This is a genomic window from Caballeronia sp. BR00000012568055 (assembly GCF_029439455.1).
In the GTDB taxonomy this organism is placed as follows: Bacteria; Pseudomonadota; Gammaproteobacteria; order Burkholderiales; family Burkholderiaceae; genus Caballeronia.
This window is the reverse complement of sequence record NZ_JAQFVG010000301.1, coordinates 89,479-112,785: the sequence shown is the minus strand read 5'-3', so window position 1 is coordinate 112,785 and position 23,307 is coordinate 89,479. Positions and strand designations below refer to the sequence as shown.

General features: G+C 61.0%; 26 protein-coding genes and 1 tRNA gene. 15 read left to right on the top strand and 12 right to left on the bottom strand.

Features of this window, described 5'->3' with window-relative positions:
* Positions 1–102 precede the first annotated feature (102 nt).
* Positions 103–462: a c-type cytochrome gene (locus P7F28_RS19825; RefSeq protein ID WP_306805952.1), complete on the top strand. Its 360-nt coding sequence runs from the start codon at positions 103–105 to the stop codon at positions 460–462.
* On the opposite strand, the gene P7F28_RS19820 is transcribed toward P7F28_RS19825, so the two are convergent.
* The 3 genes from P7F28_RS19820 to P7F28_RS19810 all read right to left on the bottom strand — a co-directional run bounded on the left by P7F28_RS19820 (position 447) and on the right by P7F28_RS19810 (position 2,809).
* Positions 447–788 carry a DUF2486 family protein gene (locus P7F28_RS19820; protein WP_277186286.1) on the bottom strand — a complete coding sequence of 114 codons (342 nt, stop codon included), beginning with the start codon at positions 786–788 and terminating at the stop codon, positions 447–449. The genes P7F28_RS19825 and P7F28_RS19820 overlap by 16 nt on opposite strands.
* Before the next feature lie 61 nt (positions 789–849).
* Positions 850–1,266 carry a DNA polymerase III subunit chi gene (locus P7F28_RS19815; RefSeq protein ID WP_277186285.1) on the bottom strand — a complete coding sequence of 139 codons (417 nt, stop codon included), beginning with the start codon at positions 1,264–1,266 and terminating at the stop codon, positions 850–852.
* A gap of 19 nt (positions 1,267–1,285) precedes the next feature.
* Positions 1,286–2,809: a leucyl aminopeptidase gene (locus P7F28_RS19810; RefSeq protein ID WP_277186284.1), complete on the bottom strand. Its 1,524-nt coding sequence runs from the start codon at positions 2,807–2,809 to the stop codon at positions 1,286–1,288.
* 170 nt (positions 2,810–2,979) lie between these two features.
* Between P7F28_RS19810 and lptF the strand changes: the two genes are divergently transcribed.
* The 5 genes from lptF to P7F28_RS19785 are packed head-to-tail and all read left to right on the top strand — an operon-like array spanning position 2,980 to position 6,480.
* Positions 2,980–4,077 carry an LPS export ABC transporter permease LptF gene (gene lptF, locus P7F28_RS19805; RefSeq protein ID WP_277186283.1) on the top strand — a complete coding sequence of 366 codons (1,098 nt, stop codon included), beginning with the start codon at positions 2,980–2,982 and terminating at the stop codon, positions 4,075–4,077.
* A gap of 4 nt (positions 4,078–4,081) precedes the next feature.
* Complete coding sequence (gene lptG / locus P7F28_RS19800; RefSeq protein ID WP_277186282.1) at positions 4,082–5,230, top strand: LPS export ABC transporter permease LptG; 1,149 nt, start codon at positions 4,082–4,084, stop codon at positions 5,228–5,230.
* A gap of 9 nt (positions 5,231–5,239) precedes the next feature.
* Positions 5,240–5,614: a sirohydrochlorin chelatase gene (locus P7F28_RS19795; RefSeq protein WP_277186281.1), complete on the top strand. Its 375-nt coding sequence runs from the start codon at positions 5,240–5,242 to the stop codon at positions 5,612–5,614.
* Between the two features lie 51 nt (positions 5,615–5,665).
* Positions 5,666–6,058 carry an AbrB/MazE/SpoVT family DNA-binding domain-containing protein gene (locus P7F28_RS19790; protein ID WP_277186280.1) on the top strand — a complete coding sequence of 131 codons (393 nt, stop codon included), beginning with the start codon at positions 5,666–5,668 and terminating at the stop codon, positions 6,056–6,058.
* Complete coding sequence (locus tag P7F28_RS19785; RefSeq protein ID WP_277186279.1) at positions 6,058–6,480, top strand: type II toxin-antitoxin system VapC family toxin; 423 nt, start codon at positions 6,058–6,060, stop codon at positions 6,478–6,480. Before P7F28_RS19790 ends, P7F28_RS19785 begins: the two co-directional genes overlap by 1 nt.
* 70 nt (positions 6,481–6,550) lie before the next feature.
* Here the strand turns inward: P7F28_RS19785 and cobA are convergent, their stop codons facing one another.
* The 6 genes from cobA to P7F28_RS19755 form a co-directional block, all read right to left on the bottom strand.
* On the bottom strand, positions 6,551–7,306 hold the full coding sequence (gene cobA / locus P7F28_RS19780) for a uroporphyrinogen-III C-methyltransferase (RefSeq protein WP_277186278.1): 756 nt from the start codon (positions 7,304–7,306) through the stop codon (positions 6,551–6,553).
* A 14-nt stretch (positions 7,307–7,320) separates the two neighbouring features.
* Positions 7,321–8,634, bottom strand: a complete 1,314-nt coding sequence (locus P7F28_RS19775) for a sulfate adenylyltransferase subunit 1 (protein ID WP_277186277.1) — start codon at positions 8,632–8,634, stop codon at positions 7,321–7,323.
* Positions 8,635–8,658: 24 nt separating this feature from the next.
* Positions 8,659–9,621, bottom strand: a complete 963-nt coding sequence (gene cysD / locus P7F28_RS19770) for a sulfate adenylyltransferase subunit CysD (RefSeq protein ID WP_277186276.1) — start codon at positions 9,619–9,621, stop codon at positions 8,659–8,661.
* Between the two features lie 76 nt (positions 9,622–9,697).
* Complete coding sequence (locus P7F28_RS19765) at positions 9,698–10,420, bottom strand: phosphoadenylyl-sulfate reductase (RefSeq protein ID WP_277186275.1); 723 nt, start codon at positions 10,418–10,420, stop codon at positions 9,698–9,700.
* Between the two features lie 3 nt (positions 10,421–10,423).
* The gene (locus P7F28_RS19760; RefSeq protein ID WP_277186274.1) at positions 10,424–10,963 is read right to left on the bottom strand and encodes a DUF934 domain-containing protein; all 540 of its coding nucleotides are present in this window, start codon (positions 10,961–10,963) and stop codon (positions 10,424–10,426) included.
* A gap of 10 nt (positions 10,964–10,973) precedes the next feature.
* Entirely contained in the window at positions 10,974–12,650 is a 1,677-nt protein-coding gene (locus P7F28_RS19755; RefSeq protein ID WP_277186273.1) for a nitrite/sulfite reductase, read from the bottom strand.
* Between the two features lie 223 nt (positions 12,651–12,873).
* On the opposite strand from P7F28_RS19755, the gene P7F28_RS19750 reads away from it, so the two are divergent.
* The 3 genes from P7F28_RS19750 to P7F28_RS19740 all read left to right on the top strand — a co-directional run bounded on the left by P7F28_RS19750 (position 12,874) and on the right by P7F28_RS19740 (position 15,134).
* The gene (locus tag P7F28_RS19750) at positions 12,874–13,815 is read left to right on the top strand and encodes a CysB family HTH-type transcriptional regulator (RefSeq protein WP_277186272.1); all 942 of its coding nucleotides are present in this window, start codon (positions 12,874–12,876) and stop codon (positions 13,813–13,815) included.
* A 19-nt stretch (positions 13,816–13,834) separates the two neighbouring features.
* Complete coding sequence (locus P7F28_RS19745) at positions 13,835–14,995, top strand: ABC transporter substrate-binding protein (RefSeq protein ID WP_277186271.1); 1,161 nt, start codon at positions 13,835–13,837, stop codon at positions 14,993–14,995.
* Positions 14,996–15,049: 54 nt separating this feature from the next.
* Positions 15,050–15,134, top strand: a tRNA-Leu gene (locus P7F28_RS19740).
* A 69-nt stretch (positions 15,135–15,203) separates the two neighbouring features.
* On the opposite strand, the gene P7F28_RS19735 is transcribed toward P7F28_RS19740, so the two are convergent.
* Both P7F28_RS19735 and P7F28_RS19730 read right to left on the bottom strand, forming a co-directional pair.
* Positions 15,204–15,434 (bottom strand): hypothetical protein, encoded by a 231-nt coding sequence (locus P7F28_RS19735; RefSeq protein ID WP_277186270.1) that lies wholly within the window; start codon positions 15,432–15,434, stop codon positions 15,204–15,206.
* On the bottom strand, positions 15,407–15,898 hold the full coding sequence (locus P7F28_RS19730) for a hypothetical protein (RefSeq protein WP_277186269.1): 492 nt from the start codon (positions 15,896–15,898) through the stop codon (positions 15,407–15,409). Before P7F28_RS19730 ends, P7F28_RS19735 begins: the two co-directional genes overlap by 28 nt.
* 276 nt (positions 15,899–16,174) lie before the next feature.
* On the opposite strand from P7F28_RS19730, the gene P7F28_RS19725 reads away from it, so the two are divergent.
* The 5 genes from P7F28_RS19725 to P7F28_RS19705 all read left to right on the top strand — a co-directional run bounded on the left by P7F28_RS19725 (position 16,175) and on the right by P7F28_RS19705 (position 20,912).
* The gene (locus tag P7F28_RS19725; RefSeq protein WP_277186268.1) at positions 16,175–17,776 is read left to right on the top strand and encodes a hypothetical protein; all 1,602 of its coding nucleotides are present in this window, start codon (positions 16,175–16,177) and stop codon (positions 17,774–17,776) included.
* A 114-nt stretch (positions 17,777–17,890) separates the two neighbouring features.
* On the top strand, positions 17,891–18,988 hold the full coding sequence (locus P7F28_RS19720) for a TIGR03118 family protein (RefSeq protein ID WP_277186267.1): 1,098 nt from the start codon (positions 17,891–17,893) through the stop codon (positions 18,986–18,988).
* 60 nt (positions 18,989–19,048) lie between these two features.
* Positions 19,049–19,756 carry a pseudouridine synthase gene (locus P7F28_RS19715; RefSeq protein WP_277186266.1) on the top strand — a complete coding sequence of 236 codons (708 nt, stop codon included), beginning with the start codon at positions 19,049–19,051 and terminating at the stop codon, positions 19,754–19,756.
* Positions 19,757–19,796: 40 nt separating this feature from the next.
* Positions 19,797–20,612: an alpha/beta hydrolase gene (locus P7F28_RS19710; protein ID WP_277186265.1), complete on the top strand. Its 816-nt coding sequence runs from the start codon at positions 19,797–19,799 to the stop codon at positions 20,610–20,612.
* A gap of 123 nt (positions 20,613–20,735) precedes the next feature.
* The gene (locus P7F28_RS19705) at positions 20,736–20,912 is read left to right on the top strand and encodes a hypothetical protein (RefSeq protein ID WP_277186264.1); all 177 of its coding nucleotides are present in this window, start codon (positions 20,736–20,738) and stop codon (positions 20,910–20,912) included.
* Here P7F28_RS19705 and P7F28_RS19700 read toward each other — a convergent pair.
* Positions 20,909–21,949 carry an NAD-dependent epimerase/dehydratase family protein gene (locus P7F28_RS19700; RefSeq protein ID WP_277186263.1) on the bottom strand — a complete coding sequence of 347 codons (1,041 nt, stop codon included), beginning with the start codon at positions 21,947–21,949 and terminating at the stop codon, positions 20,909–20,911. The genes P7F28_RS19705 and P7F28_RS19700 overlap by 4 nt on opposite strands.
* 79 nt (positions 21,950–22,028) lie before the next feature.
* Here P7F28_RS19700 and P7F28_RS19695 point away from each other — a divergent pair, with 79 nt between their 5' ends.
* The gene (locus P7F28_RS19695) at positions 22,029–23,060 is read left to right on the top strand and encodes a CDP-6-deoxy-delta-3,4-glucoseen reductase (protein WP_277186262.1); all 1,032 of its coding nucleotides are present in this window, start codon (positions 22,029–22,031) and stop codon (positions 23,058–23,060) included.
* The last annotated feature ends 247 nt before the right edge of the window (positions 23,061–23,307 follow it).

Genomic DNA, 23,307 nt, shown 5'->3' with positions numbered 1-23,307 from the left:
ACCGCTTTTAGCAACCGCTTTTTGCAACAATAAGGGGCGCTACCGAGCGCCCCTCCGCCCATTCTCCGTGTACTCTTAGCGCGCGAGCGTCGGGAGACCGGAATGGACACGAAGATAAAAAGCGTCGTCGCGGGAATCGTGCTGATGATCGGCTGGGCTTCGGCGCACGCGCAAGACGTTCAAAACCCGCCCCCGTCGATGCTCGCCTTCGCTCAAAGCCATAACTGCATGAGCTGCCATTCGGTATCGCGCAATTTCATGGGGCCGTCGTTCGGCAGCGTCGCGCAGAAATACGCGCATGTGGACGGCGCGCAGAAGCAACTGGCGCGCAAGATCGTCGAAGGCGGCGTGGGCGTCTGGGGGCCGGTGCCGATGCCCGCGAACACGCAAGTCACGCACGATCAGGCGCTCGCGCTCGCCGACTGGATTTTGTCGCTCGATAAACCTCAGGCTTCGCGCTGACGGCGCAATTCCTCTTCCACCGCTTCGCCGATCCACACGCGCATGCGCCCTTCCAGCGATGTCGCGACTTCCCGCGTGATATCCGCGACGATTTTGGCCGAATGCTCGCGCAGCACTTCCTGCACGCGCGCTTCGATAATCGCGCGCGCTTCGCCGTTCAGCAGCTGCGTGACGCGGCCACGCACGCGCTCGGCCACTTGCGCGGCGTCGTATTCCATCGCGGCGTGATCGGCGGACGGCGCGCGCGCGTATTCCGGCTTGCCGGGCACGACGACGTCGGTCAGCGTGGGAATGGATGCATCGAAGGAATCGGGCTTTTGCGTCATGTGCGATGTCTCCGGTTTTATCGGCGAACCTTAGCGCGTCAGCGTTGCAAACTATGTTCGCTCAACCGCCTTGCTTGTGCGTTTCGATCGCATAACCGCGATCGCGATAAAAACGGAAACGCTCGCGCCCGGACGCAAGCTCGTCTTCATCGCCACCGACGATTTCGATCAGACGCTCGAAGCGCGCGAACTGCGCAGGCACCGGCGCGCCGAGATTGACCAGCACCTGATGATGCGGCGCATCGTCGAGATTGGAGGTGAGCACGACCGGCGTGTCTTGCGCGTGTGGGCTTTTTGCCAGGCAGTGCGGCACGAATTCGAGCGGCTGGAAGGTCCAGAGCTGTTCATCGAACGCGGCAAGACGACGCGGTTCCGCCAGCACGATCAGCGCCGTGCCGCTCGCGTACGCCTTGCGCGCGAGGCGGCAGGCGTAGGCGAGCGGATCGCCGACATTCGTGTGAAAGTCGATACGCGTCATGCGTGCATATTTCCGTGGATCATGCGCCGGCGCGGTCGATCAGGAACTGCGACAGCAGCGGCACCGGACGGCCCGTTGCGCCCTTCGCGGCACCACTCTTCCACGCGGTCCCGGCGATATCCAGATGCGCCCACGGATAAGCCGTCGCAAAGCGCGACAGGAAGCATGCCGCCGTCACGCTGCCCGCCGGACGTCCGCCGATATTCGCGAGATCCGCGAAATTCGACTTGAGCTGCTCCTGATACTCGTCGTCGAGCGGCAAGCGCCACGCCGGGTCCACCGCTTCGCGCGATGCGTCCAGCAACTCGCCCGCGAGCGCATCGTCCTTCGAGAACAGGCCCGTGTTGTGATGCCCCAGCGCGATGATGCACGCGCCCGTCAGCGTGGCGATATCGACCACGGCGGCCGGCTTGAAACGTTCGGCGTAGGTCAGCGCATCGCACAGAATGAGACGCCCTTCCGCGTCCGTGTTCAGCACTTCAATGGTCGTGCCGTTCATCGCCGTCACGATATCGCCCGGCTTGACCGCGTTGCCCGCAGGCATGTTCTCGCAGGTCGGAATCACGCCGATAACGTTGAGCTTGAGGCCCATTTCCGCGACCGCGCGCAGCGTGCCGAACACCGAACCCGCGCCGCACATGTCGTACTTCATCTCGTCCATGCCTTCGCCGGGCTTGATGGAGATGCCGCCCGTATCGAACGTGATGCCTTTGCCAACCAGCACGACGGGCGCGTTCTTGCCCTTGGCGCTCTCGCCCGCGCCGTTGTAATGCATGACGATGAACTGCGGCGGCTCCACCGACCCCTTCGCCACCGACAGAAACGAGCCCATGTTCAGCGCTTCGATCTGCTTTTGGCCGAGCACTTCGACCTTGAGCTTGAAGTCGCGGCCGAGCTTCTTCGCGGTCTGACCGAGATAGGTCGGCGTGCAGATGTTGGGCGGCAAGTTGCCAAGATCGCGCGTCAGGTCCATGCCGTTGGCAATGGCGACGCCCTGCTTCACGGCGACCTTGGCGGCTTTCTCATCGGCGGAATCGATGCTGAAGACGATCTTCTTCAACGAACGCGCGCCGTTGTCGGGCTTGCTCTTCATCTGCGTGAACTTGTACGTGAGTTCGCGCAGCGCAAGAATGGCGGCACGCACGGCCCAGTCGCCGGTGCGCTCCTGAATGGGCAATTGAGCGAGCGTGAACGTGGTCTGGCCGATCTTCGCGCCGAGAATCACGCGCCATGCGGCACGCACGGCTTCACCGTATGCTTTCTGATTGAAGGCGTCTTGCTTACCAAGCCCGACCAACAGAATGCGCGATGCACCGATGCCCGTCACTTCGGGAATCAACAAAGTGGTGCCCGCACGCCCGCTCATATCGCCGGCTTTCACGATGCGCGAAATCAGTCCTTTGGTCGCGACATCCATATCGCGCGCGGCGCCCGTGAGCGTCTGCGCTTCGAAGATGCCGAGCACGATTGCATCTGACTTTCCGGTAAGGAAACCATTTGCCTCGCCCTTGCTCCAATCACAGGCTTTTATGCTAAAGTCCATCGCGCTTATCCTCGGATAAAATCTAGGCTGAAGGATGAAAGCCGCAATTATCCGCTATTTTTTCCGCGGCGGTCACCGGCACGCGGCGTGAGGGTAAGCGACATGCCCCGCCCGTCTGCCACAATGTGCGTGTTTCATTCCGCATCCCCGCTGGCACAAAGCAAAAATCAATGATCTTCGAACGCTCTCTGCAGCGCGAACTCGCGTATACGGCCGGCGCCGTATTCATGGTGCTGCTCACGATCATGCTCACGACCATGATGATCCGCATCGTCGGCTTCGCGGCGCAGGGTCAGGTCGACCCGAAAGACGTCGTGGTGCTGATCGGACTCACCGTGATCGGCTATCTCGCGGTCATGCTGATCGTGACACTGTTCGTGTCCATTCTCTTCGTGCTGACGCGCTGGTATCGCGACTCGGAAATGGTCGTGTGGCTCGCCTCGGGCGTGAGTCAGACGCAACTCATCAAGCCGATCGCGACCTTCTCCACGCCGATCATCATCCTGATCGTCTTCTTCGCGTTCGTCGGCTGGCCGTGGTCGAATCAGCAGAGCAAACTGATCAAGGCACGCTTTCAGCAGCGCGATGAAGTGTCGCTGCTCGCGCCGGGACAGTTCCGCGAATCGCCGGCGAGCAATCGTGTGTTCTTTATCGAGAAGATGTCGCCGGATCAGGGGCACGTGGAGAACGTTTTCGTGACGAGCACGGAAAACGGCAAGGTCAACGTGATCGTCTCGAAGAACGGCCATACCGAAACGCGCAGCGATGGCGATCGCTTTATCGTGCTGGAGAACGGCCGGCGCTATGACGGCGAGCCGGGACAGCCGAACTTCCGCATCACCGAATTCGAGCGATACGGCGTCAAGATCATGAATCATCAGGTGATCAATACGCCGACCACCACCGGCATTTCCACGCCCGCGCTGCTGGCGAATCCGACCAAGGAAAATCTTGCGGAATTCGCGTGGCGCATGGGTCTGCCGCTGATCGCCATCAATCTGATGCTGCTCGCCATTCCGCTGTCGTACCAGAATCCGCGACGCAGCCGCACCATCAATCTGGTGATGGCCGTGCTGATCTACCTCACGTATTCGAATCTGCTGAATGTGGTGCAGTCGTGGATCGAACAAGGGAAGATGTCGTTCGGCGTCGGACTGGTGGGACTGCATGTGGTGGTGGCGCTGATTGTCGCGTTCATCTTCTGGCTGCGCGTGCGCAACCGGCCGCTTATTACTTTGTCGATGTTCACGCGGTCGAAGGGAGCCTGACGCAATGCGCATTTACGAACGATATTTCGCGCGTCAGATCTATCTCGCGTTCATCTTTATTCTGTTTGCGTTCTCGGGACTGTTCTTCTTCTTTGACTTGATCAACGAGTTGAACACGGTTGGGCACGGCAACTACAAGTTCACGCTGGCGGTGCTGCGCGTCGCGCTACAGACGCCTTCGCGCTTTTACGAAATCATTCCGGTTGCAGCGCTGATTTCCGCTATCTATGTGTTTGCGCAGATGGCGGCCGCGTCCGAGTTCACCATCTTCCGCGTGTCCGGTTTGTCCACGGGCGCGGCGTTGCGCTCGCTTCTGAAGATCGGTATTCCGATGGTGCTGGTGACGTATCTCATCGGCGAAGTGATCGGGCCTTACTCGGATCAGCTTTCGGAGCGCGTGCGGCTGGAAGCGCTGGGGTCGTCGGTATCGTCGAATTTTCAGTCGGGCGTGTGGGTGAAAGACACGCTGACCGCAAAGGAAAACGGCGAGCAGGTGACGCGCTTCGTCAACGTCGGCACGCTCAATCCGGATACGACGATTGCCAACGTGCGCATCTATGAGTTCGATTCGAAATTCCGCTTGCAGAACGTGCGGATTGCAAAGAGCGGTGTGTTCGAGCCGCCGGGCCACTGGAAGCTCACTGATGTGACGGACACGCAACTCGTCGATGCCGCGCCGCAAGCGCTGAATCCCGACGACGCGCTCAATCCCATTTACAACGCGAAGCAGACCACGCTGCCAAGCTATTCGCTGCGCTCGGAACTGACGCCGCAGATTCTGTCGGTGCTGCTGGTGTCGCCGGATCGCATGTCGATGTTCAATCTGTTCCGCTATATCCAGCACTTGACCGAGAATCATCAGGATACGCAGCGGTATCAGATCGCGTTCTGGCGCAAGATTCTGTATCCGTTCGCGGTGTTCGTGATGCTGGTGCTGTCGCTGCCGTTCGCGTATCTGCACACGCGCGCGGGCGTGGTCGGCGTGAAGGTGTTCGGCGGGATCATGATCGGTATGAGTTTTCAGTTGTTCAATACGCTGTTCTCGCATATCGGCACGTTGAATACGTGGCCCGCGCCGATTACCGCTGCCGCGCCGGCGCTGGCGTATCTGGCTGTCGGCCTGCTCGGGTTGAAGTGGGTGGAGCGGCATTAGGAGAACGCAATGGGCAAGCACGGCATCGTTCTGTTCGGGCACGGCGCGCGCGATGCGCGGTGGAAAGAGCCGTTCGAACGATTGGCGGTGAAGCTGCGTGCAACGCGTGGCGAGCAGCCGGTCGTGCTGGCGTTTCTTGAGTTGATGGAGCCGGATTTGCCCGCTGCGGTGGCTTCCTTAGTCGATGATGAAGACTGCGATGCCGTGACCGTGGTGCCAGTGTTTTTTGGGCAAGGCGGGCATGTGCGGCGGGATTTGCCTCTGGTGCTGAATAAGTGCCGGGAGGCGCATCCTGAGGTCGTTATCGACTGCGCGGTTCCTGTCGGCGAGGATGACGCCGTGCTCGATGCGGTCGCTGAGTATTGCTTGCGGCAGGTTTCCTGATCTCTCTTTTTTGGCCGTTCGGCCGAGTATTCGCGTTTTAGCGCCCGCTTTATGATGGATTCGACTTTCCATCATCTTAGTGAGGTGCGCGAATTGGCTTCCCCTGCCCGTCAATTGACGCTTGTCGAGCGCGAGTGTTCATCGCCAGAATCGATGTCTATAATGGATATACATCAACGTATATCCGACGGCGGCAATATGAACCTAATCATTTCCAAATGGGGCAATAGTCTCGCGGTACGCATCCCGGCGGACTATCTTCGGCACAGCGGACTTTCAGAAGGTGATCAGGTGCGCGCCAGCTTGACTGTCGGTGGCGGAATTTGTCTTCGTCCTGCGAAATGGGATCGCCGTGCGTTCGCTGCCGAGCTCGCAACGATGCGCGATGCGCTGCCGATGGGCGAATCGGTCATGGAAGAAGTCCGTCAGGGAGCACGCTACTGATGATTTATGTCGATACGAGCGTGCTGGTCGCGCTCTGTGCGCCGGAACCCATGACGGCAGCGGTCGCACGATGGCATGCATCGACAGACGAAGAGTTGATCTCCGGCACCTGGTGCGTAACCGAGTTCGCCAGCGCATTGGGTATAAAGCAACGGACTGGTCAGCTTACGCGGGAACAAGCGGCTTCCGTATGGCGTGCGTTCGAGCGGATGTGTGCAGCCGATCTGCAACTGACTCCTATCGAGCCGCCAGTTTTTTATCAGGCGGCACTGCTTACGCTCGACGCATCGACGGGACTCCGCGCTGGCGATGCGCTGCATCTCGCCACCGCACTCGGCTGCAAAGCAAAATCGATTGCGACGCTGGATACCTTGCTCGCTACGAATTCGAAGAAAAGGAAGATCAAGCCGGTCGAGTTCTGAAACGGCGGCTTTAAACAAAAAAGCGCATCGACTCCGATGCGCTTTTTTGCATTTAACAATGCTAAAACCCTCAAGCCGCCATCATCCCTTTGAGATGCACCTTCGGCTTCACTGACGAAACCCGCTCGCGAAACGCCTCACCGATCATCAGCAAACTCGGCTGCGTCGGATCGAGCCATTCCTGCGCTTCGCCCAAGGCCATTTGAGCCAGCGTCAACGTCAGCATGCGCTCACGCGGCGTACTGCACGCTTCAACGATCGCCACAGGCGTCGAACCCGCGCGTCCTGCATCGATCAATTGCTTGGCGATTTCCGGCGCGCTGTCACGCCCCATGTAAAACACGAGCGAATCCGCGCTGGCGTGCTCGCGAATTTCATCGCTGTCGGCAGCGCGGCTGTAGGTTGCCAGCGCGACACTGCGTGACACACCGCGCAAGGTCAAAGACCGCTGCAACGCAGCCGCACTCGCCAACGCCGCCGTAATTCCCGGCACCACTTCGAACTCGATTCCCGCCGCTTCCAGCGCGCGCATCTCTTCATCCGCGCGACCGAACAGCATCGGATCGCCGCCCTTCAAGCGCACCACGATGCCGTGCTCCAGCGCCGCATCGACGATTTGCTTGTTGATGAAATGCTGCGCCGTCGATCGCTGTCCGTAGCGCTTGCCGACCGCGATTTTCTTGGCATTCGGCGCGTAGTCGAGCATGGCCGGTTCGATGAGCGCGTCGTGCAGCACCACATCGGCCTGCTCGAGCAGACGCATGCCGCGCACGGTGATGAGATCCGCCGCGCCCGGCCCTGCTCCGATCAGATAGACCTTGCCCATAAACGATCCGTCGATTAAGCCGCGACAGAACGGATCATACCCGCAGCAACCGTATGATGCGTCGCCTCGTCGATCAGCACGAACGCGCCGGTGCCCTGGTGCGTGTCGTACTCATCGGCGACGATCGGCTTTTGCAGCGTCAGCGCCACGCGGCCGATATCGTTCATCTCGAGCGTGCCGCGATCCACCGAATGCGACAGCGTGTGCACATCGAGCACTTGCTTGACCGCGCCGATGCGCGCGAACACCGTGTTCGTCGTCTGCTTCAGCAGATACTTGCGCTGCGGCGACAACGGTTCTTCATCGAACCAGCACAGATCGGCTTCGAGCTTCTTGGCGGGCTCGACCTTTTGCGATGCCGGCACGAACGTGTCCCCACGCGATACATCCACGTCTTCGGTCAGGCGAATGGTCACCGTCTGCCCCGCGAATGCGCGATCCACCGGCGCGACGCCACCCGGCACCGGCGCGATAATTTCGGCCACCGTCGCGGCACGGCCAGCGGGCAGCACGGTCAGCGCATCGCCGACGCGCACTTCGCCGGCTTCGACACGGCCCATGTAGCCGCGAAAATCGTCGGCTTGTGAGCCGTCCTGACGCGCGACCCATTGCACCGGGAAACGCAGCGCCTGATCGTTCGGCTGCGCGACCGGCAGCGATTCCAGCAGATCGAGCAGCGGTTCGCCCGCGTACCACGGCATGCGCTCGCTGGCGCTGACGATATTGTCGCCCTTCAGCGCCGATACCGGCACGAAGCGCACATCGTTCAGACCGAGCTGACGCGCCAGCGCGACATACGCATCGCGAATCTCGTTGAAGCGCGCTTCGCTGTATTCGACCAGATCCATCTTGTTGATAGCGACGATCGCGTGCTGCAAGCCGAGCAATTTGACGATCGCGCTATGGCGCTTGGTCTGCGGCAGCAATTGCGCTTCGCCATTTTCGAACGTGACGCGCGTGGCATCGACGAGAATGATCGCGGCATGCGCCGTCGATGCGCCCGTCACCATGTTGCGCGTGTACTGCTCGTGGCCCGGCGTATCGGCGATGATGAACTTGCGCTTCGCCGTGGCGAAATAGCGATACGCGACGTCGATCGTAATGCCTTGCTCGCGTTCGGCTTCGAGACCATCCGTCAGCAGCGACAGATCGATTTCATCGCCGACGGTGCGCTTGTTCTTGGCGCGCGAAATCGCGGACAACTGGTCCGACAACACCGCCTTGCTGTCATACAGCAAACGGCCGATCAGCGTGCTCTTGCCGTCATCGACGGAACCCGCGGTGATGAAGCGCAACACGCCCAGGTCTTCAGCTTGATAGATGCTCATTTCTCTCGTTTCCTTGGGCGTGGCTTAGAAATAACCTTGCTTCTTGCGCTGTTCCATCGCGGCTTCCGAGGCCTGATCGTCCATACGCGTCGCGCCGCGTTCCGTGATTTCCGTCACCGCCGTCTCGGCGATGATTTTCTCGACGTCATCGGCATCGCTGGCAACGGGGCAGGTGCAACTGATATCGCCGACCGTGCGGAAACGGACCTGCGCGATCTCCGACGTTTCGCCATCGCGCACCGGCGTCAGCGGCGTGACCGGCACCAGCAGACCATTGCGACGCACGATTTCACGATCATGCGCGTAGTAGATGTTCGGCAGTTCGAGCTTTTCACGGGCGATGTATTGCCACACATCGAGTTCGGTCCAGTTCGAAATCGGGAACACGCGCAGATGTTCGCCGTTGTGCAGACGCGCGTTATAGATGCTCCACAATTCCGGGCGCTGCGCCTTCGGATCCCACTGACCGAATTCATCGCGGAACGAGAAGATGCGCTCTTTCGCACGCGCCTTTTCTTCGTCGCGGCGCGCGCCGCCGATCATCGCCGTATAGCCGTATTGCTCGATGGTTTCCAGCAGCGTCACGGCCTGCGCGGCATTGCGCGAATCCGTTTCGCGACGCAGACGCACTGTGCCCTTTTTGATCGAATCTTCCACATGACCGATCACCAGTTCCGCGCCGATCTCGGCCGCGCGGCGATCGCGGAAATCGATCACTTCCTGAAAATTGTGACCCGTGTCGATATGCACGAGCGGAAACGGCAGTTGCGTCTTGCGGCCCGCGCCCAGACCGAACGCCTTGAGCGCCAGATGCAGCACGACGACCGAATCCTTGCCGCCCGAAAACAGCAGCGCGGGCTTGCTGCATTCAGCGGCAAGCTCACGGATGATATGGATCGACTCGGCTTCGAGCCAGTCGAGATGGTCCATCCGGTTCGCCTGATTGACGATCGGGGCGGTGACGTTGGAGTCGAGCGTGGTGCTCATATTCGTCGATCCTTTTTTATGCAGCGTCATGCAGTTTCCAAGTTGACGATGCGTTCAATGACAGGGTGTGTTGCGTTCAGATCGCTGAGCTTGGCGCTTCTTCGACGACCTTGATATTCGTGATGTGCAGACCGCATTCCTTCGTATCGCGCGATTCCCACCACCAGCGGCCCGCGCGGCTATCTTCGCCAGGGCGCACGGCGCGCGTGCACGGCTCGCAGCCGATGCTCGGATAACCGCGCGCATGCAGCGGATTCACCGGCACATCGAACTGCTTCAGGTAATCCCACACGTCGCTTTCAGTCCAGTCCGCGAGCGGGTTGAACTTGACGATGCCGCGTCCTTCGTCCTGCTCTTCCTCGTGCAATTCCGCACGCGTCACCGACTGCTCGCGACGCTGCCCCGTCACCCACGCCGATACCTCCGACAGCGCGCGGTTCAGCGGTTCGACCTTGCGGATATGGCAGCAGCTTTTGCGCAAATCAATGCTTTCGTAGAACGCGTTGAGGCCGTGATCGCGCACGTAGGCATCGACGGCATCTTGCTGCGGATGGAATTGCTCGATGTCGTAGCCATAGCGCGCTTTGACGGTATCGAGCATGCCGAGCGTTTCGGCATGCAGACGGCCCGTGTTCAGCGAAAAAATGCCGATCTTCACACCGCGCGACAGAATGGCGTGCGTAAGCACCATATCTTCGGCGGCGAGGCTGCTGGCTAGCTTGACGTTCTCGTGGCGCGCTGCAATCGAATCGAGCAGCGCATCGAGGCGTTCAACCTTGGCTTGCAAGTCGGAAGTCATCTATTACGCTCCGAGTGCCGCGTTCACCGCTGCACGGCGGCGGAACAGCGGTTCCGGGTTATCGTTCGCGCCTTGATACAGCTCGCTGAACTCGGTGAAGGCGTTCAGCGCGTCGTTGATGTCCTTGTCGGCGCGCACGGCGAAGGCATCGAAGCCGCAGCGATAGTGGAAGAACACCTGATCGCGCAGCACATCGCCGATGGCGCGCAATTCGCCCGTCCAGTCGTAACGCTCACGCAGCAATCGGCCGATGGAGAAGCCGCGGCCATCGCGGAACACCGGGAAATCGACGGCGATCACGGACACGTTGCCGAAATCCGGCACGATATCGGCGGGTTCATCGTCGGGTGCGAGCCACACGCCCAAATCTTCCTTCGAACGCGATGCAACCAACGCGCTCTTGTGCTCTTTCCACAGCGCGAACGGCACGATGATCTTGTCAGCGGGCAAGGCATCGACTGCGGGCAGCACGCCGTCTTCGGCGGCACGGATCACAACGAAGCTGTCTTCGACGACTGCGCGGTTTTTGATAATCAACGTCATCTGCAAATCCTCAAGCGTGGGCCTGGCGCGATGCGTACACGCGCTCCTTGAACGGCGTCATGCCGACGCGATTGAACGTTTCGATGAAACGCTCGCCTTCCGCGCGATGTTCGACAAAGGTATCGATCACGCTCGTCACCACGTCCGGCATTTCGTTCGCCGAGAACGACGGTCCGATCACCTTGCCCAGACGCGCGCCATCGGCACCCGAGCTTTGCTCGCCGCCCAGCGTCACCTGATACCACTCCGAGCCGTCCTTATCGACACCCAGCACGCCGATATTGCCGACGTGGTGATGACCGCACGCGTTCATGCAGCCCGAGATGTTGAGCGACAGATCGCCGAGATCGTAGACATAGTCGGCGTCGTTGAAGCGCTCCTGAATGGCCTGCGCGATCGGGATCGACTTCGCGTTCGCCAGCGAGCAGAAATCGCCGCCCGGGCACGAAATGATGTCCGTCAACAAGCCGATATTCGATGCCGCAAAACCCGTTGCCTTCGCGCGTTCCCACACGGCGAACAGATCGCGCTTCTTCACGTTGGCGAGAATCAGATTCTGTTCGTGTGAGACGCGGATTTCGCCGAGCGAGAACTCATCGGCAATGTCGGCGACGTCGTTCATCTGCTTGTCGGTGGCATCGCCCGGTGCAATGCCGGTCGGCTTCAGCGACAGCGTGACCGCCGCATAGCCCGGCACCTTGTGCGGACGCACGTTGCGTTCGACCCAGCGCGCGAAAGGCTTGCTATCGATCAGATGCTTTTCATACGAGGCATCGGTATCCGCGAGCTTTTCGTAGACCGGCGGCGCGAAGAACTGCGACACGCGATCCACTTCTTCCTGCGTGAGCGTCGAAGGACCGTCCTTCAGATGCAGCCATTCCTCTTCGACTTGCTTCGAGAACTTCTCCGGCGACAGCGCCTTCACGAGAATCTTGATCCGCGCCTTATAGATGTTGTCGCGACGGCCGTAGCGGTTATACACACGCAGCACGGCTTCGCAGTAGGTCAGCAAATGCTGCCACGGCAAATCCTGCTTGATAATCGCGCCGATGATCGGCGTACGGCCGAGCCCGCCGCCCGCGAGAATATCCGCGACGACTTCGCCCTGCGCGTTCTTCTTGAAGTACACGCCCAGATCGTGAATCTGCACCGCCGCGCGATCTTCCGCCGATCCGCACACCGCGATCTTGAACTTGCGCGGCAGCCATGCGAATTCGGGGTGAAACGTGGACCACTGGCGCATGATTTCCGCCCACGGACGCGGATCGATTTCCTCGTCCGGTGCAACGCCCGCGAACTGATCCGCCGTGATATTGCGGATGCAGTTGCCCGAAGTCTGGATGCCGTGCATCTGCACGCTTGCCAGCTTGCGCAGAATTTCCGGCGTGTCTTCCAGTTCGATCCAGTTGAACTGAATGTTGGTACGCGTCGAGAAGTGCCCGTAACCGCGATCGTGCTCACGCGCGATGGTCGCCAGCACGCGCATCTGATCGCTGCGCAGATTGCCGTACGGAATCGCGATGCGGTGCATGTACGCATGACGCTGCATATAGAGACCGTTTTGCAGGCGCAGCGGACGGAATTCTTCTTCGCTCAATTCGCCCGAGAGACGGCGGCGGACCTGGTCGGCGTACTGCGCGACACGTTCGTCGACGATTCGTTGGTCGATCTGATCGTACTGGTACATGTGGGGGGCCCCAAGTTTTGTTAGACACCGCGCCCTGGCCGCGCGATGCGTCTCGTCCATCGAATATCCGTAGATTCATTGCGGCGCGCGCCGTTCAGACGGTTCGCTCATTTGCAAATCACAAAAACAGATATGGATATTGGAAAAATTGGACTGATAGTAAAGAACCTGCTATATATTGCAAACGACTGAAAAATTACTTTTATATGCGGTTGAGTAATATATGAACCTGCACCAGTTCCGATTCGTGCGCGAGGCCGTTCGGCAGAACTTCAATCTCACGGAGGCTGCGAAGGCGCTGTATACGTCGCAGCCGGGCGTGTCCAAGGCGATCATCGAGTTGGAAGATGAGCTTGGCGTCGAGATCTTTACGCGGCACGGCAAGCGCGTGCGCTCGCTCACCGAACCGGGGCGCATCATCCTCGCGTCGGTCGAGAAAATCTTGCAGGAAGTCGAAAGCCTGAAGCGCGTCGGTAAGGATTACGCGGCGCAGGATCAGGGCAATCTCGTCATCGCTGCGACGCACACGCAGGCGCGCTATTCGCTGCCTTCCGCCATCGCGGAATTCAAGAAGCGCTTTCCGAAGGTGCATCTTTCGATCCTGCAAGGCAGTCCCACGCAGGTCGCCGAGATGGTGATTCACGATCAGGCGGATATCGCCATCGCGACGGAAGCCATCGCCAACTATAAGGAACTGGTGTCGCTGCCCTGCTTTCAGTGGCAGCACCTCGCCGTCATGCTGCCCGATCATCCGCTGCTGGAGCGCAAGCTTCTCACGCTCGACGATCTCGTGCAGTACCCGCTCATCACGTACGAAGCGGCGTTCGCCGGGCGCACGAAGATCAATCACGCGTTCGCGCTGCGCAATCTGACGCCGGATATCGTGCTCGAAGCCATCGATGCGGATGTCATCAAGACCTACGTCGAGCTTGGGCTGGGCGTCGGCATCATGGCGGATATCGCCTTCAATCCGGAGCGCGATCGACACTTGCGCGCGATGCCGGTCGGGCATCTGTTCGGCACGAATGTGACGCGGCTGGCGCTCAAGCAAGGCGCGTATCTGCGCAGCTATGTGTATACGCTGGTCGAACTGCTGTCGCCGTCGCTGAATCGGAAGCTGATCGAACAGGCGCTGTCCGGCGATCACGAAAGCTACGAACTATAAATTTCAGGGGATCTTTTCGATGAAGTTGTCGACGCTCACACGCCGGCTTGCTGCCGGCCTCGCTTTGTCTGCTTTTGCTGTCGGCGCGCAGGCGCAATTGAAGGTTGGGATCGATTTGTCGAGCACGGGACCGGCAGCGGCGATCGGCATCACCAGCAAGAACGCGATGCTGATGTGGCCGAAGACCATCGCCGGGCAGAACGCCGAATACATCATTCTCGACGATGGCTCCGATCCCGGCGCGGCGGTGCGCAATATCCGCAAGCTCATCAGCGAAGATCATGTCGATGTGATCGTCGGTCCGAATATCACGCCCGCCGCGATGGCCGCGCTCGATCCCGTCGCCGAGAATCAGACACCGATGATTACGCTGATCGGCTCGGCATCGGTGGTGGAGCCGCAGGAAGGCAAGAAAGTGTGGGCGTTCAAGATGGCGCAGACCGACCGCGCCATGGCCGATGTCATGACGCGTTATATGGCCAATCACGGCGTGAAGACGGTGGGTTTCATCGGCTTTGCGGATAGTTACGGCGATAGCTGGTTCAACGAGTTCAGCAAGTTCGCGGAGCTGCGGCATATCAAAGTGGTGGCGAGTGAGCGCTTCAACCGGACCGATGCGAGCGTCACCGGGCAGGTTCTCAAGCTGATGTCGGCGCATCCGGATGCGGTGCTGATCGCGGGCGCGGGTACGCCGACGGTGCTGCCGCAGCGCACGCTGGTCGAGCGCGGCTACAAGGGCGCGATCTATCAGACTCACGGCATCGCCACGCCGGAGTTCATCAAGCTCGGCGGCAAGGACGTCGAAGGCACGCTCTTTCCGACGCAGCCGGTAGTGGTGGCGCGGACCTTGCCGACGGATCATCCGTCGAAGAAGGCAGCTTTATCTTTCGTCGATGCGTACGAATCACAGTACGGCAAGGGTTCGGTCACGCAGTTTGCCGGCGACGCGGCGGGCGTGTATCCGCGTTTGCAGGATGCAGTGGCGCGGGCGCTGAAGACGGCCAAACCGGGGACCAAGGAGTTTCGCGTTGCGCTGCGTTCGGAGCTTGAGCATGCGCATGAACTGGTGGTGCCGAACGGCGTCGTTAACACCAGCGCCAGCGATCACGTCGGATTGGATCAGCGCGCCAGCGTGATGGGCATCGTCAAGAATGGGGCGTTCACGTATCTGAGCCAGTAAATTCGCGTGGACTTGCCCGCGACTAAGTTTTGCGCCATAATCGCGGACTCAGTTGCCCAGGTGGTGAAATTGGTAGACGCAGGGGACTCAAAATCCCCCGCCGCAAGGCGTGCCGGTTCGATTCCGGCCCTGGGCACCAAAGCTTCTGATGTGAAAAAGCCGCTCGTTGAGCGGCTTTTTTGCGCTTGGGGTTCCTTATTTGGGTTCCTCAGTCAGCGTGAGAAGGGTCAAGAGAACTACCGGCACGTTTGAGTTCGGCGCTCTCCTCGATAGCCTTCCTTCTTCGCATCTCTTCTTCCTCCAACCGCATTCGCGCATCCATGCGCCTGAAGATCGGATCAGCTATGAAGTGCAGCACCGGCCACGGGAGCAATGTCATCCAATAGTCGCGCAGAAATCCAAGCAAGAAGTTCAGGATCCATTCGCCCAAGTGTTCCATTCAGTCACCAAAGAAGAGAAAAGATAGTAGAGCACAGCGTCTCGATACGGATGCAGCGGCAAGATTGCGCTTACCTCGTTGCTGAAAGACGCCATCAGTAGATATAGCCATAAAAGCGTGCCGCCGAGCGAGGCGAAAACTCCTAACTTTGCGATAAATATCGCCTGATGTTGACGAGTGGATAAATACGACTCGAACAGACCGCGTCGAATTGCGCGTGGCACGACGGTCACTGCCACGTCCAAGCTGACGCCAGCCGCTGCCAGCGATATCGGAAAAAACGCTGCGTGATCTGGCTGATGCAACGCAACGCGCAACATGTGTTCGACCGCGCCCATGAAGACGGGAAGCGATATGAGCAATAGTCGCGACATCCATTGAAATTCCCTGCCCCTCATCTTGGCTCCCTCGTCTATCGGAGACGCAAGTTTTCCTTCTCGCGCCACCGGCAGCCAGTCAGCCAAACGGCCTACGCCAAACGTTTGCGCACCTCGAACTATCACCATCCCCTACTCGTTTCCCCTAATTCGATCATTCCGCGAATGTGCGCAATCGCGTAGACGCTTTCATTTCGCGTCGCAAAAATAGGCCTCCGATCGACATTCAGGAGTGCCGGCGTGTGGGGCATCGCGAGGATGCAGCCAGGTGCGGCAGCCATTTCGGGTTGCTAAGGACTATCCGTGATGTCGTGACACCCGCTCGCGCGACGCGCCGGGCCATAAATCGAAAATGGGTGCGACATGAATCGACCAGAATATTCACTCACGCTCGACTCGGTGATCTGCAGCCGCTGCAACACGATTTCGCGCGCCGAGGAAGACACGTGCCCCAACTGCGGCGCGGATCGCCAGGGGGCGATTTTCACGAGCAAGGCCGAGGCGGCATCGCATGCGCGCGCGGCGGCCGTCGAGCCGGAGGGCGATGAACTCGACGATGTCGTCGATCTGCGCGATACCGGCTGGCTCACGCGCATGGCGCGCCGCCGCATGGTGACGTCGTATCCGAGTCTGGTCGAACCGGGCGATGAACTGCTGTCCGGTCCGGCACGCAAGCCCGCGCGCAAGGGGCTGGCGATGCTGGTCGGCAGCGTGGTCGCGGGGCTGGCGGCGGGCGGATATTTGTACACGCAGTACGACTTCGGCGGTGCGTCGGTGAAGGACACGACGATCGCCGCAGCGGGCGCGATCCGCGACAAGAGCGCATCCGTGAATGATGCCGATACGACGCGCCGCGAGGAACTGACGCGCGCGCGGCCAGAGCCGGCGACGATTACGCCGCCGATTGCCGCCGCGCCGAAAGCGGAAGCGCCGCGTGTGATCGTCGCTGAGACGAAACCAGCGGTCGCAGCGCCGAAGCATGTCGCGCCGACAGTTGCGATGGCGGAAACGCGTCCATCGACATCGGTGAAGAGCAACCCGGCGCCAGCTAAGCCAGCGATCGTGGCCGCTGCGAAGACGCCCGAACCGGTCGTCGCCGCTCCTATCGTCACAGCACCGCCGCAGCCGCCCGCGAAGATCGCAGCGGCAACGCCTCCTGCCACGCAAGCGCATAGCGCAACGGTCGCAGCAACATCGCAGGCCGTTGCGCCCGTGGCCCAGCCCACCGCGCAAACCGCCGCGAACGTCGCGCCGACGCACAATACGACAGTCGCAGCGGCACCGCATGTCGTCGCGCCCGTGGCTCAGCCCACCGCGCAAACCACCGCGAACGCAGCGCCGAAAGCGCCCGTGGCCATCGTTGCCAATGCAGCGACGAAAGCCACCGCCGCCACACACAGCACGACCACGCTCGCCGCAGCCACACCGCCCAAGCCACAAAAAGTCGCCGAAGCCCAACCCGAAACCCCGAACCCCGCCGTCGCGCGCACCATCGCCGCAGTCCAGCAATCGCTCGCCTCGCGCGATCTGTCCTCAGCGCGCCGCCACATGCGCACGCTGCGCGCCAACGAATCGCGCAGTCCGGAAATCCAGCAACTCGCCGCCGAGTTGTCGCGCCAGGAACGCGCCCGCGACAGCGCGCTCGCCACGGCCCGCACCTGCACGATGAACAAGGAACCGTCGTGCGCCATCCGCAATGCGCGCCGCGCGGTCGCGCTCGAACCGCGCAATCCGCAGTCGCAGACCGCGTTGCGTCAGGCGATGGTCGTTCAAACCGAAGCCAACACCGAATACTTCCGCCAGGCCAGCGCCATTCCCCAGCCGGTGACGCCCGCCATGACCTTCGATGGCCGCTGGAGCGTCAGCCATCGCCACACGACATCGAGCGATTCCGACCGCGCCAATTACACGCTATTCGGCTTAGGCGTCCCGACGGTAATGAAAGGCCGCGGCGACGCGCACTGACGCCCGGAATCGCGTAGCGTTCGGGCGCGTTGGTATCGGAATAAGCGATTCCTCGCGCCCGTTTTACGGTGACGATCAACCTGACGGCGCGCACGCGTCGAAGGAGTCACCATCATGCAGCGCGGATTCTGGCGTTACGCGGTCTCGCTCGTCGCGGTCACCGCAGGACTGGTTTCCTGCGGCGGCTCCGATCACAACAGCAGCGACAACATGCACGTCAACGCGACGCGCTTCAAAGCGACCATTGTCGTATCGGACGGCGCGATCACCGCGCCGCATACCGACGCGAATCTGAAGAACGCGTGGGGCGTCGCCTTCAATCCGAACGGCTTCGTCTGGGTGGCCAACAACGGCACGCAAACCGCCACGCTCTACGATGGCAACGGCGTCGTGCAAACGCTGGTCGTATCGATCCCGCCGACCACCACGGGACCGGCGAATCCGACGGGCATCGTCTTCAGCAACGGGCCGGATCTGGTGATCGCGCGCAACGGCAAGTCGGGCGCGGCGGCGTTTTTGTTTGCGGGCGAAGGTGGTTCGATCACCGCGTGGGCGCCCGCCGTCGATATGACGCACGCCTTCACCGTGATCGATTCGAGCGCGTCCGGCGCGGTCTACAAGGGACTGGCGATTGCATCGACGAATGCAGGACACCGGCTTTACGCGACCGATTTCCACAACAACAAGATCGATGTCTTCAACGGCACCTTCACGCCGATGACCGTCCCAGGCGGCTTCAAGGACTCGCAGCTTCCTAACGGCTTCGCACCGTTCGGCATCCAGACGATCGGCTCGAAAATCTACGTGACCTATGCCAAGCAGGATGCCGACGCGCACGACGACGTGCCCGGCGCAGGCAATGGTTTCGTCGATGTATTCGATTTCGACGGCAATCTGATCCAGCGTCTCGCGTCGAACAACTCGCTCAACGCGCCGTGGGGCATAGCGCTGGCGCCGGGAAATTTCGGCACACTGAGCAACGATATCCTGATCGGCAATTTCGGCGACGGCACGGTGAACGCCTTCGATTCCACCACCGGCGCGTTCGTCGGCCAGTTGCTGAATACGGACGGCAACCCGTTTGCGCAGCGCGGCTTGTGGGGCATGCAGTTCGGCAACAACCTGAACGCGCAGCCATCGAACACGCTGTTTTTTGCGGCCGGACCGAACTTCGAAGCGGACGGCGTGTACGGCCGACTCGACATGCAATGACTCGCCGATGAGCGGAGCCTGCGCGCACGATAAAATGCGCGCTTCAACTCCGCTCATCCGATGGACCTCGAAACCCTCCTCTTCTCCCAAGGCTTCGGGTCGCGCCGCCAGTGTCGCGGCATGATCGCCGAAGGCCGTCTGAGCATCGGCGGCGAAGCACGCACCGATCCGCACGCCGATATTCCGCTCACGCCGCCGCCCGAATTCGACGTCGATGGCGCGCGCTGGATGTATCGCGAGAAGGCGTATATCGCGCTGAACAAGCCTGCGGGTTACGAATGCTCGCGCGATCCGCAGCATCATCTGAGCGTGTTTCATTTGCTGCCGCCGCAGCTTGCCGAACGCGGCGTGCAATCGGTCGGCAGGCTCGATCAGGACACCACCGGCCTGCTTCTGCTGTCCGATGACGGCGCGTTCGTGCACACGTACACCTCGCCGAAAAAGAAGGTGCCGAAGGTCTATCTCGCGACCGTTCGCCATCCGCTCGACGACGCGCAACTCGCCAAACTGCGCGATGGCGTGCTGCTGCACGGCGAATCGAAGCCGAGCGCGGCGCTCGCCGCCGAACGTCGCGACGACCATTCGCTCGAACTCACCGTGCTCGAAGGCAAATACCATCAGGTCAAGCGGATGGTCGCGGCGGCGGGCAACCGCGTGGAGAAACTGCATCGCGAAAGGATGGGCGGTTATGCTTTGCCTGATTCGCTCGCCGAAGGCGCATGGCGCTGGCTCGACGAAGCGGACCTCGCCGCACTGCGCGAGAAGTAGCCCACTTCCATCCGATTCTCCTCGTAAGGTCGATGCAACCATGCAGAGACGGCGCTTCATTCAGGCGGGACTGGTCATGTGCGTCGCGGGCGCTGCGGAGATTGCGCGGGCGCAGACGGCCGAGGACATCGCGTATGGCGAACATTGGCGTCAGCGGCTCGATGTCTACACGCCGGAAGCAAAGACAAACGCGCCGCGCCCGATCGTCGTGTATTTTTACGGCGGAAGCTGGCGCGCAGGCCAGCGCTCGGATTCACGCGATATCGCGCAAGCCCTGGCCGCACGCGGCGTGGTGACCGTGACGCCGGACTATCGCCTGTTCCCGGAAATCCGCTTCCCCGTTTTTCTCGACGATGCAGCCGCAGCCGTGCGCTGGGCCTACGACCACGCAAGCGACTACGGCGGCGATCCGCATCGCATCTTCGTGATGGGACATTCTTCAGGCGCGCATATCGCCGCGATGCTGGCCACCGATCCGCGCTATCTGAAGGTGCAAGGTTTATCGAACGAAAAATTGGCGGGCATGATTGGTCTCGCCGGTCCGTACGCGATGATTCCGCCCGAACCGCACATGGACGAAATCTTCCCCGAAGCCCAGCGCGCGCAAGCCCTGCCGATCGACGTCATCACCGGCCACGAACCGCCGATGCTCCTCGTCACCGGCACCGCCGACAAAGTGGTCGATCCGCGCAACAGCGATCGTTTCGCCGATGCCCTGCGCGCCCATGACGACCGCGTCGAAGTGAAACGCTACGGGGGATTGGGGCACAGCCGCATCGTCGCGGCGTTTTTGGCGGCGCAGCGCACAGACTCGCCGGTAGTCGCCGACGTGGCCGCTTTTATCGACGCGCATTGAGCTTGCAAATTGGTGAAAGTCCTTGGTGTGCAGCGTTGCGACGCAGCATGCCTTCTGCTTTCGACGGTCATATACTGGTCTTACGGATACCAAAAATGACTATCAAAAAAGCAGGAGGGCATCATGGTTTCCCACATGAATGTCGCGCTGGTTGTGTTTGTGGCGCTGTGCGCCGCTTTGATCGGGGTTCTGGCGGTTTCGATGCGTATCCGTCACAAATACTCGCCGAATCTCATCGGCGCGCTGATCGGTGCGCTGATGTGCTTCGTGCTGCTGGAAACCATTCCCGCGCTGATTTAACGCTTTGTCAGGAAGTCGTCTACGGTCGGATGGCGCAGCGTGTAGCCCAGTTCGCGCTTCAGCCGCGCGTTGGCGAGCCTGCGTGATTCGCGCATGAACGACAGCGTGATCGGCTCCAGCCGCGCCTGCGCTTCGTCGCGCGTGATGCGCGGTACGCGCGGCAGACCGAACGCATCCGCGACGCGGTCGAAGTAATCGCCCATGCGCAAGTCGGTGTCGTCGGACGCGTTGATCACGCGTTGCGCGCGTCCGCGTGCGAGCGTACGAAGGATGATCGCGGCGAGATCATCGGCGTGAATGTGATTCGTATAGACGTCGTCGCTTTGCACGAGCGCCGGCATGCTTCGTTCGATACGCGCCAGCGGCAATCGATCGCCCGCGTAAATGCCCGGAATCCGCACGATCGACACGCGCCATCCACTGCGCGCTCCCGCGCCGCGCAACTGCTTTTCCGCCGATACGCGTCGCCGCGCGCGTTCGTTCTCCGGCCGCGCCGGCCGCGTTTCATCGATCCACGCGCCGCCGCAATCGCCGTACACGCCGGTCGTACTCGCATAGACGAAGCGAAAAGACCGCTCGGGTACAATGAAAGATATTCTGCCAAGGCTCGGCCGCGACGGATCACGCAATCCGCGATGCGCGTCGGACGCGTATCCGCGCAGAAAGCCGCGTACTGTGCGCTGACGCATCACCGCGCCGGAAGTGCTTCGGGCAACCGAACGATGCTTGCCGCGCAAGGTCGCAATCAATGCGCGCGTGCGGGTATCGTGGGCACTGTCGCGTGGCGGCGGCGCGAGATGCACCACGTTTCGCGCGACGCCGATCAGCCGCCGCAGCGTTCTGCGATCGTCGAGATCACCGGCGATCGGCAACGCGCCGGCCTCGCGCAACTGCTTCGCGCGTTCCGGGTGATGCGTCAGCGCGATCACGCGCGGTGCGTTGTTCCGAGCTTGCAGAAGCGGCAGCGCGCGCATGCCGATATCGCCGCATCCGACGATCAGCACGCGCGGGCGGCGAAGAATTCGAGTGGCGATCATGCGTTGCATTCTATCCGCCACGTCAGGGAAGCGCTCGGTGTCATCGGGCGGCCTATTCATCATCGCAAGAAATCGATCTATGGCTTTTAACGTAACGCTCCGGCAAAGCGGCCGGCAGTTTCAAGTGGAACCGGATGAGCCGGTTCTGACCGCGGCGCTGCGCCAGGGTATCGGCCTGCCGTACGGGTGCAAGAACGGCGCGTGCGGCTCGTGCAAGGGCAGCGTCGTGCAGGGCGAAATCGAGCAGGCGCCGCATTCGTCCTCCGCGCTCTCAAACGACGAGAAAACGCGCGGCATGGCCTTGTTCTGCTGCGCGACCGCGCAAAGCGATCTGACCATCGATGTCCGCGAAGTCGCGGGCGTCGGCGGCGTGCAGGTGAAAAAGCTGCCCTGCCGCGTCAACGCGCTGGAGCGGAAAGCCGACGATGTCATCGAACTGAAGCTGCAACTGCCCGCGAACGAGCGCCTGCAATATCTCGCGGGGCAGTACATCGAATTCATTCTGAAGGACGGCAAACGCCGCAGCTATTCGATGGCAAGCCCGCCGCATCACGAAGGTCCGGTGGAGTTGCATATCCGTCATATGCCCGGCGGCACGTTCACCGACCACGTGTTCGGCGCGATGAAAGAGCGCGATATCCTGCGCTTCGAAGGCCCGCTCGGCACCTTCTTCCTGCGCGACGAATCGGATAAGCCGATTGTGCTGCTCGCTTCCGGCACTGGCTTCGCGCCGATCAAGGCGATCATCGAACATGCGGTGTTCAAGAACCTCAATCGTCCGATGTCGCTGTACTGGGGCGGCCGCCGCAAGAAAGACCTGTACATGATGGAACTCGCCGAGCAATGGGCGCGCGAGATTCCGAACTTCAAATTCGTGCCGGTACTCTCCGAACCCGACGCGGACGACGCGTGGACGGGCCGCACGGGCTTCGTTCATCGTGCTGTCATCGAGGATCTGCCAGACTTGAGCGCTTATCAGGTGTACGCGTGCGGCGCGCCGGTGATGGTGGAATCCGCGCAGCGCGATTTCACGCAGCATCATCGTCTGCCGGAGGACGAGTTCTATGCGGATTCGTTCACCAGCGCAGCAGATCTCGCACATCCGGTTTAAAAATGCGAGTGTCGTGCACGCGGACAAAAAATCCGCGTGCATGGTTTACACGCAGGAACCACATAACGTATTCTTCGCGAATGAACCCGAACCTGAACGCACTTCGACGTCGCCGCTCGCCGCTCCCCTAGGGATGCCGCTGGCTCGTCATGCTTTCGCGCTCATGGTTCGGTTGATTGAAGCGCACGAAATGAAGCCACGGACATTCCGTGGCTTTTGTTTTTTTCGCACCCTTTTCCTCTTTCGC

Coding starts and splice junctions, on each gene's coding strand:
- cysD (WP_277186276.1), bottom strand. CDS start 9,621: ATGAGCACCACGCTCGACTCCAACGTCACCGCCCCGATCGTCAATCAG.
- P7F28_RS19790 (WP_277186280.1), top strand. CDS start 5,666: ATGATGGATTCGACTTTCCATCATCTTAGTGAGGTGCGCGAATTGGCT.
- P7F28_RS19820 (WP_277186286.1), bottom strand. CDS start 788: ATGACGCAAAAGCCCGATTCCTTCGATGCATCCATTCCCACGCTGACC.
- P7F28_RS19720 (WP_277186267.1), top strand. CDS start 17,891: ATGCAGCGCGGATTCTGGCGTTACGCGGTCTCGCTCGTCGCGGTCACC.
- P7F28_RS19735 (WP_277186270.1), bottom strand. CDS start 15,434: ATGGAACACTTGGGCGAATGGATCCTGAACTTCTTGCTTGGATTTCTG.
- P7F28_RS19825 (WP_306805952.1), top strand. CDS start 103: ATGGACACGAAGATAAAAAGCGTCGTCGCGGGAATCGTGCTGATGATC.
- P7F28_RS19695 (WP_277186262.1), top strand. CDS start 22,029: ATGGCTTTTAACGTAACGCTCCGGCAAAGCGGCCGGCAGTTTCAAGTG.
- P7F28_RS19765 (WP_277186275.1), bottom strand. CDS start 10,420: ATGACTTCCGACTTGCAAGCCAAGGTTGAACGCCTCGATGCGCTGCTC.
- P7F28_RS19785 (WP_277186279.1), top strand. CDS start 6,058: ATGATTTATGTCGATACGAGCGTGCTGGTCGCGCTCTGTGCGCCGGAA.
- P7F28_RS19725 (WP_277186268.1), top strand. CDS start 16,175: ATGAATCGACCAGAATATTCACTCACGCTCGACTCGGTGATCTGCAGC.
- P7F28_RS19815 (WP_277186285.1), bottom strand. CDS start 1,266: ATGACGCGTATCGACTTTCACACGAATGTCGGCGATCCGCTCGCCTAC.
- lptF (WP_277186283.1), top strand. CDS start 2,980: ATGATCTTCGAACGCTCTCTGCAGCGCGAACTCGCGTATACGGCCGGC.
- P7F28_RS19755 (WP_277186273.1), bottom strand. CDS start 12,650: ATGTACCAGTACGATCAGATCGACCAACGAATCGTCGACGAACGTGTC.
- cobA (WP_277186278.1), bottom strand. CDS start 7,306: ATGGGCAAGGTCTATCTGATCGGAGCAGGGCCGGGCGCGGCGGATCTC.
- P7F28_RS19750 (WP_277186272.1), top strand. CDS start 12,874: ATGAACCTGCACCAGTTCCGATTCGTGCGCGAGGCCGTTCGGCAGAAC.
- P7F28_RS19705 (WP_277186264.1), top strand. CDS start 20,736: ATGGTTTCCCACATGAATGTCGCGCTGGTTGTGTTTGTGGCGCTGTGC.
- lptG (WP_277186282.1), top strand. CDS start 4,082: ATGCGCATTTACGAACGATATTTCGCGCGTCAGATCTATCTCGCGTTC.
- P7F28_RS19745 (WP_277186271.1), top strand. CDS start 13,835: ATGAAGTTGTCGACGCTCACACGCCGGCTTGCTGCCGGCCTCGCTTTG.
- P7F28_RS19700 (WP_277186263.1), bottom strand. CDS start 21,949: ATGATCGCCACTCGAATTCTTCGCCGCCCGCGCGTGCTGATCGTCGGA.
- P7F28_RS19810 (WP_277186284.1), bottom strand. CDS start 2,809: ATGGACTTTAGCATAAAAGCCTGTGATTGGAGCAAGGGCGAGGCAAAT.
- P7F28_RS19715 (WP_277186266.1), top strand. CDS start 19,049: ATGGACCTCGAAACCCTCCTCTTCTCCCAAGGCTTCGGGTCGCGCCGC.
- P7F28_RS19760 (WP_277186274.1), bottom strand. CDS start 10,963: ATGACGTTGATTATCAAAAACCGCGCAGTCGTCGAAGACAGCTTCGTT.
- P7F28_RS19710 (WP_277186265.1), top strand. CDS start 19,797: ATGCAGAGACGGCGCTTCATTCAGGCGGGACTGGTCATGTGCGTCGCG.
- P7F28_RS19795 (WP_277186281.1), top strand. CDS start 5,240: ATGGGCAAGCACGGCATCGTTCTGTTCGGGCACGGCGCGCGCGATGCG.
- P7F28_RS19775 (WP_277186277.1), bottom strand. CDS start 8,634: ATGAGCATCTATCAAGCTGAAGACCTGGGCGTGTTGCGCTTCATCACC.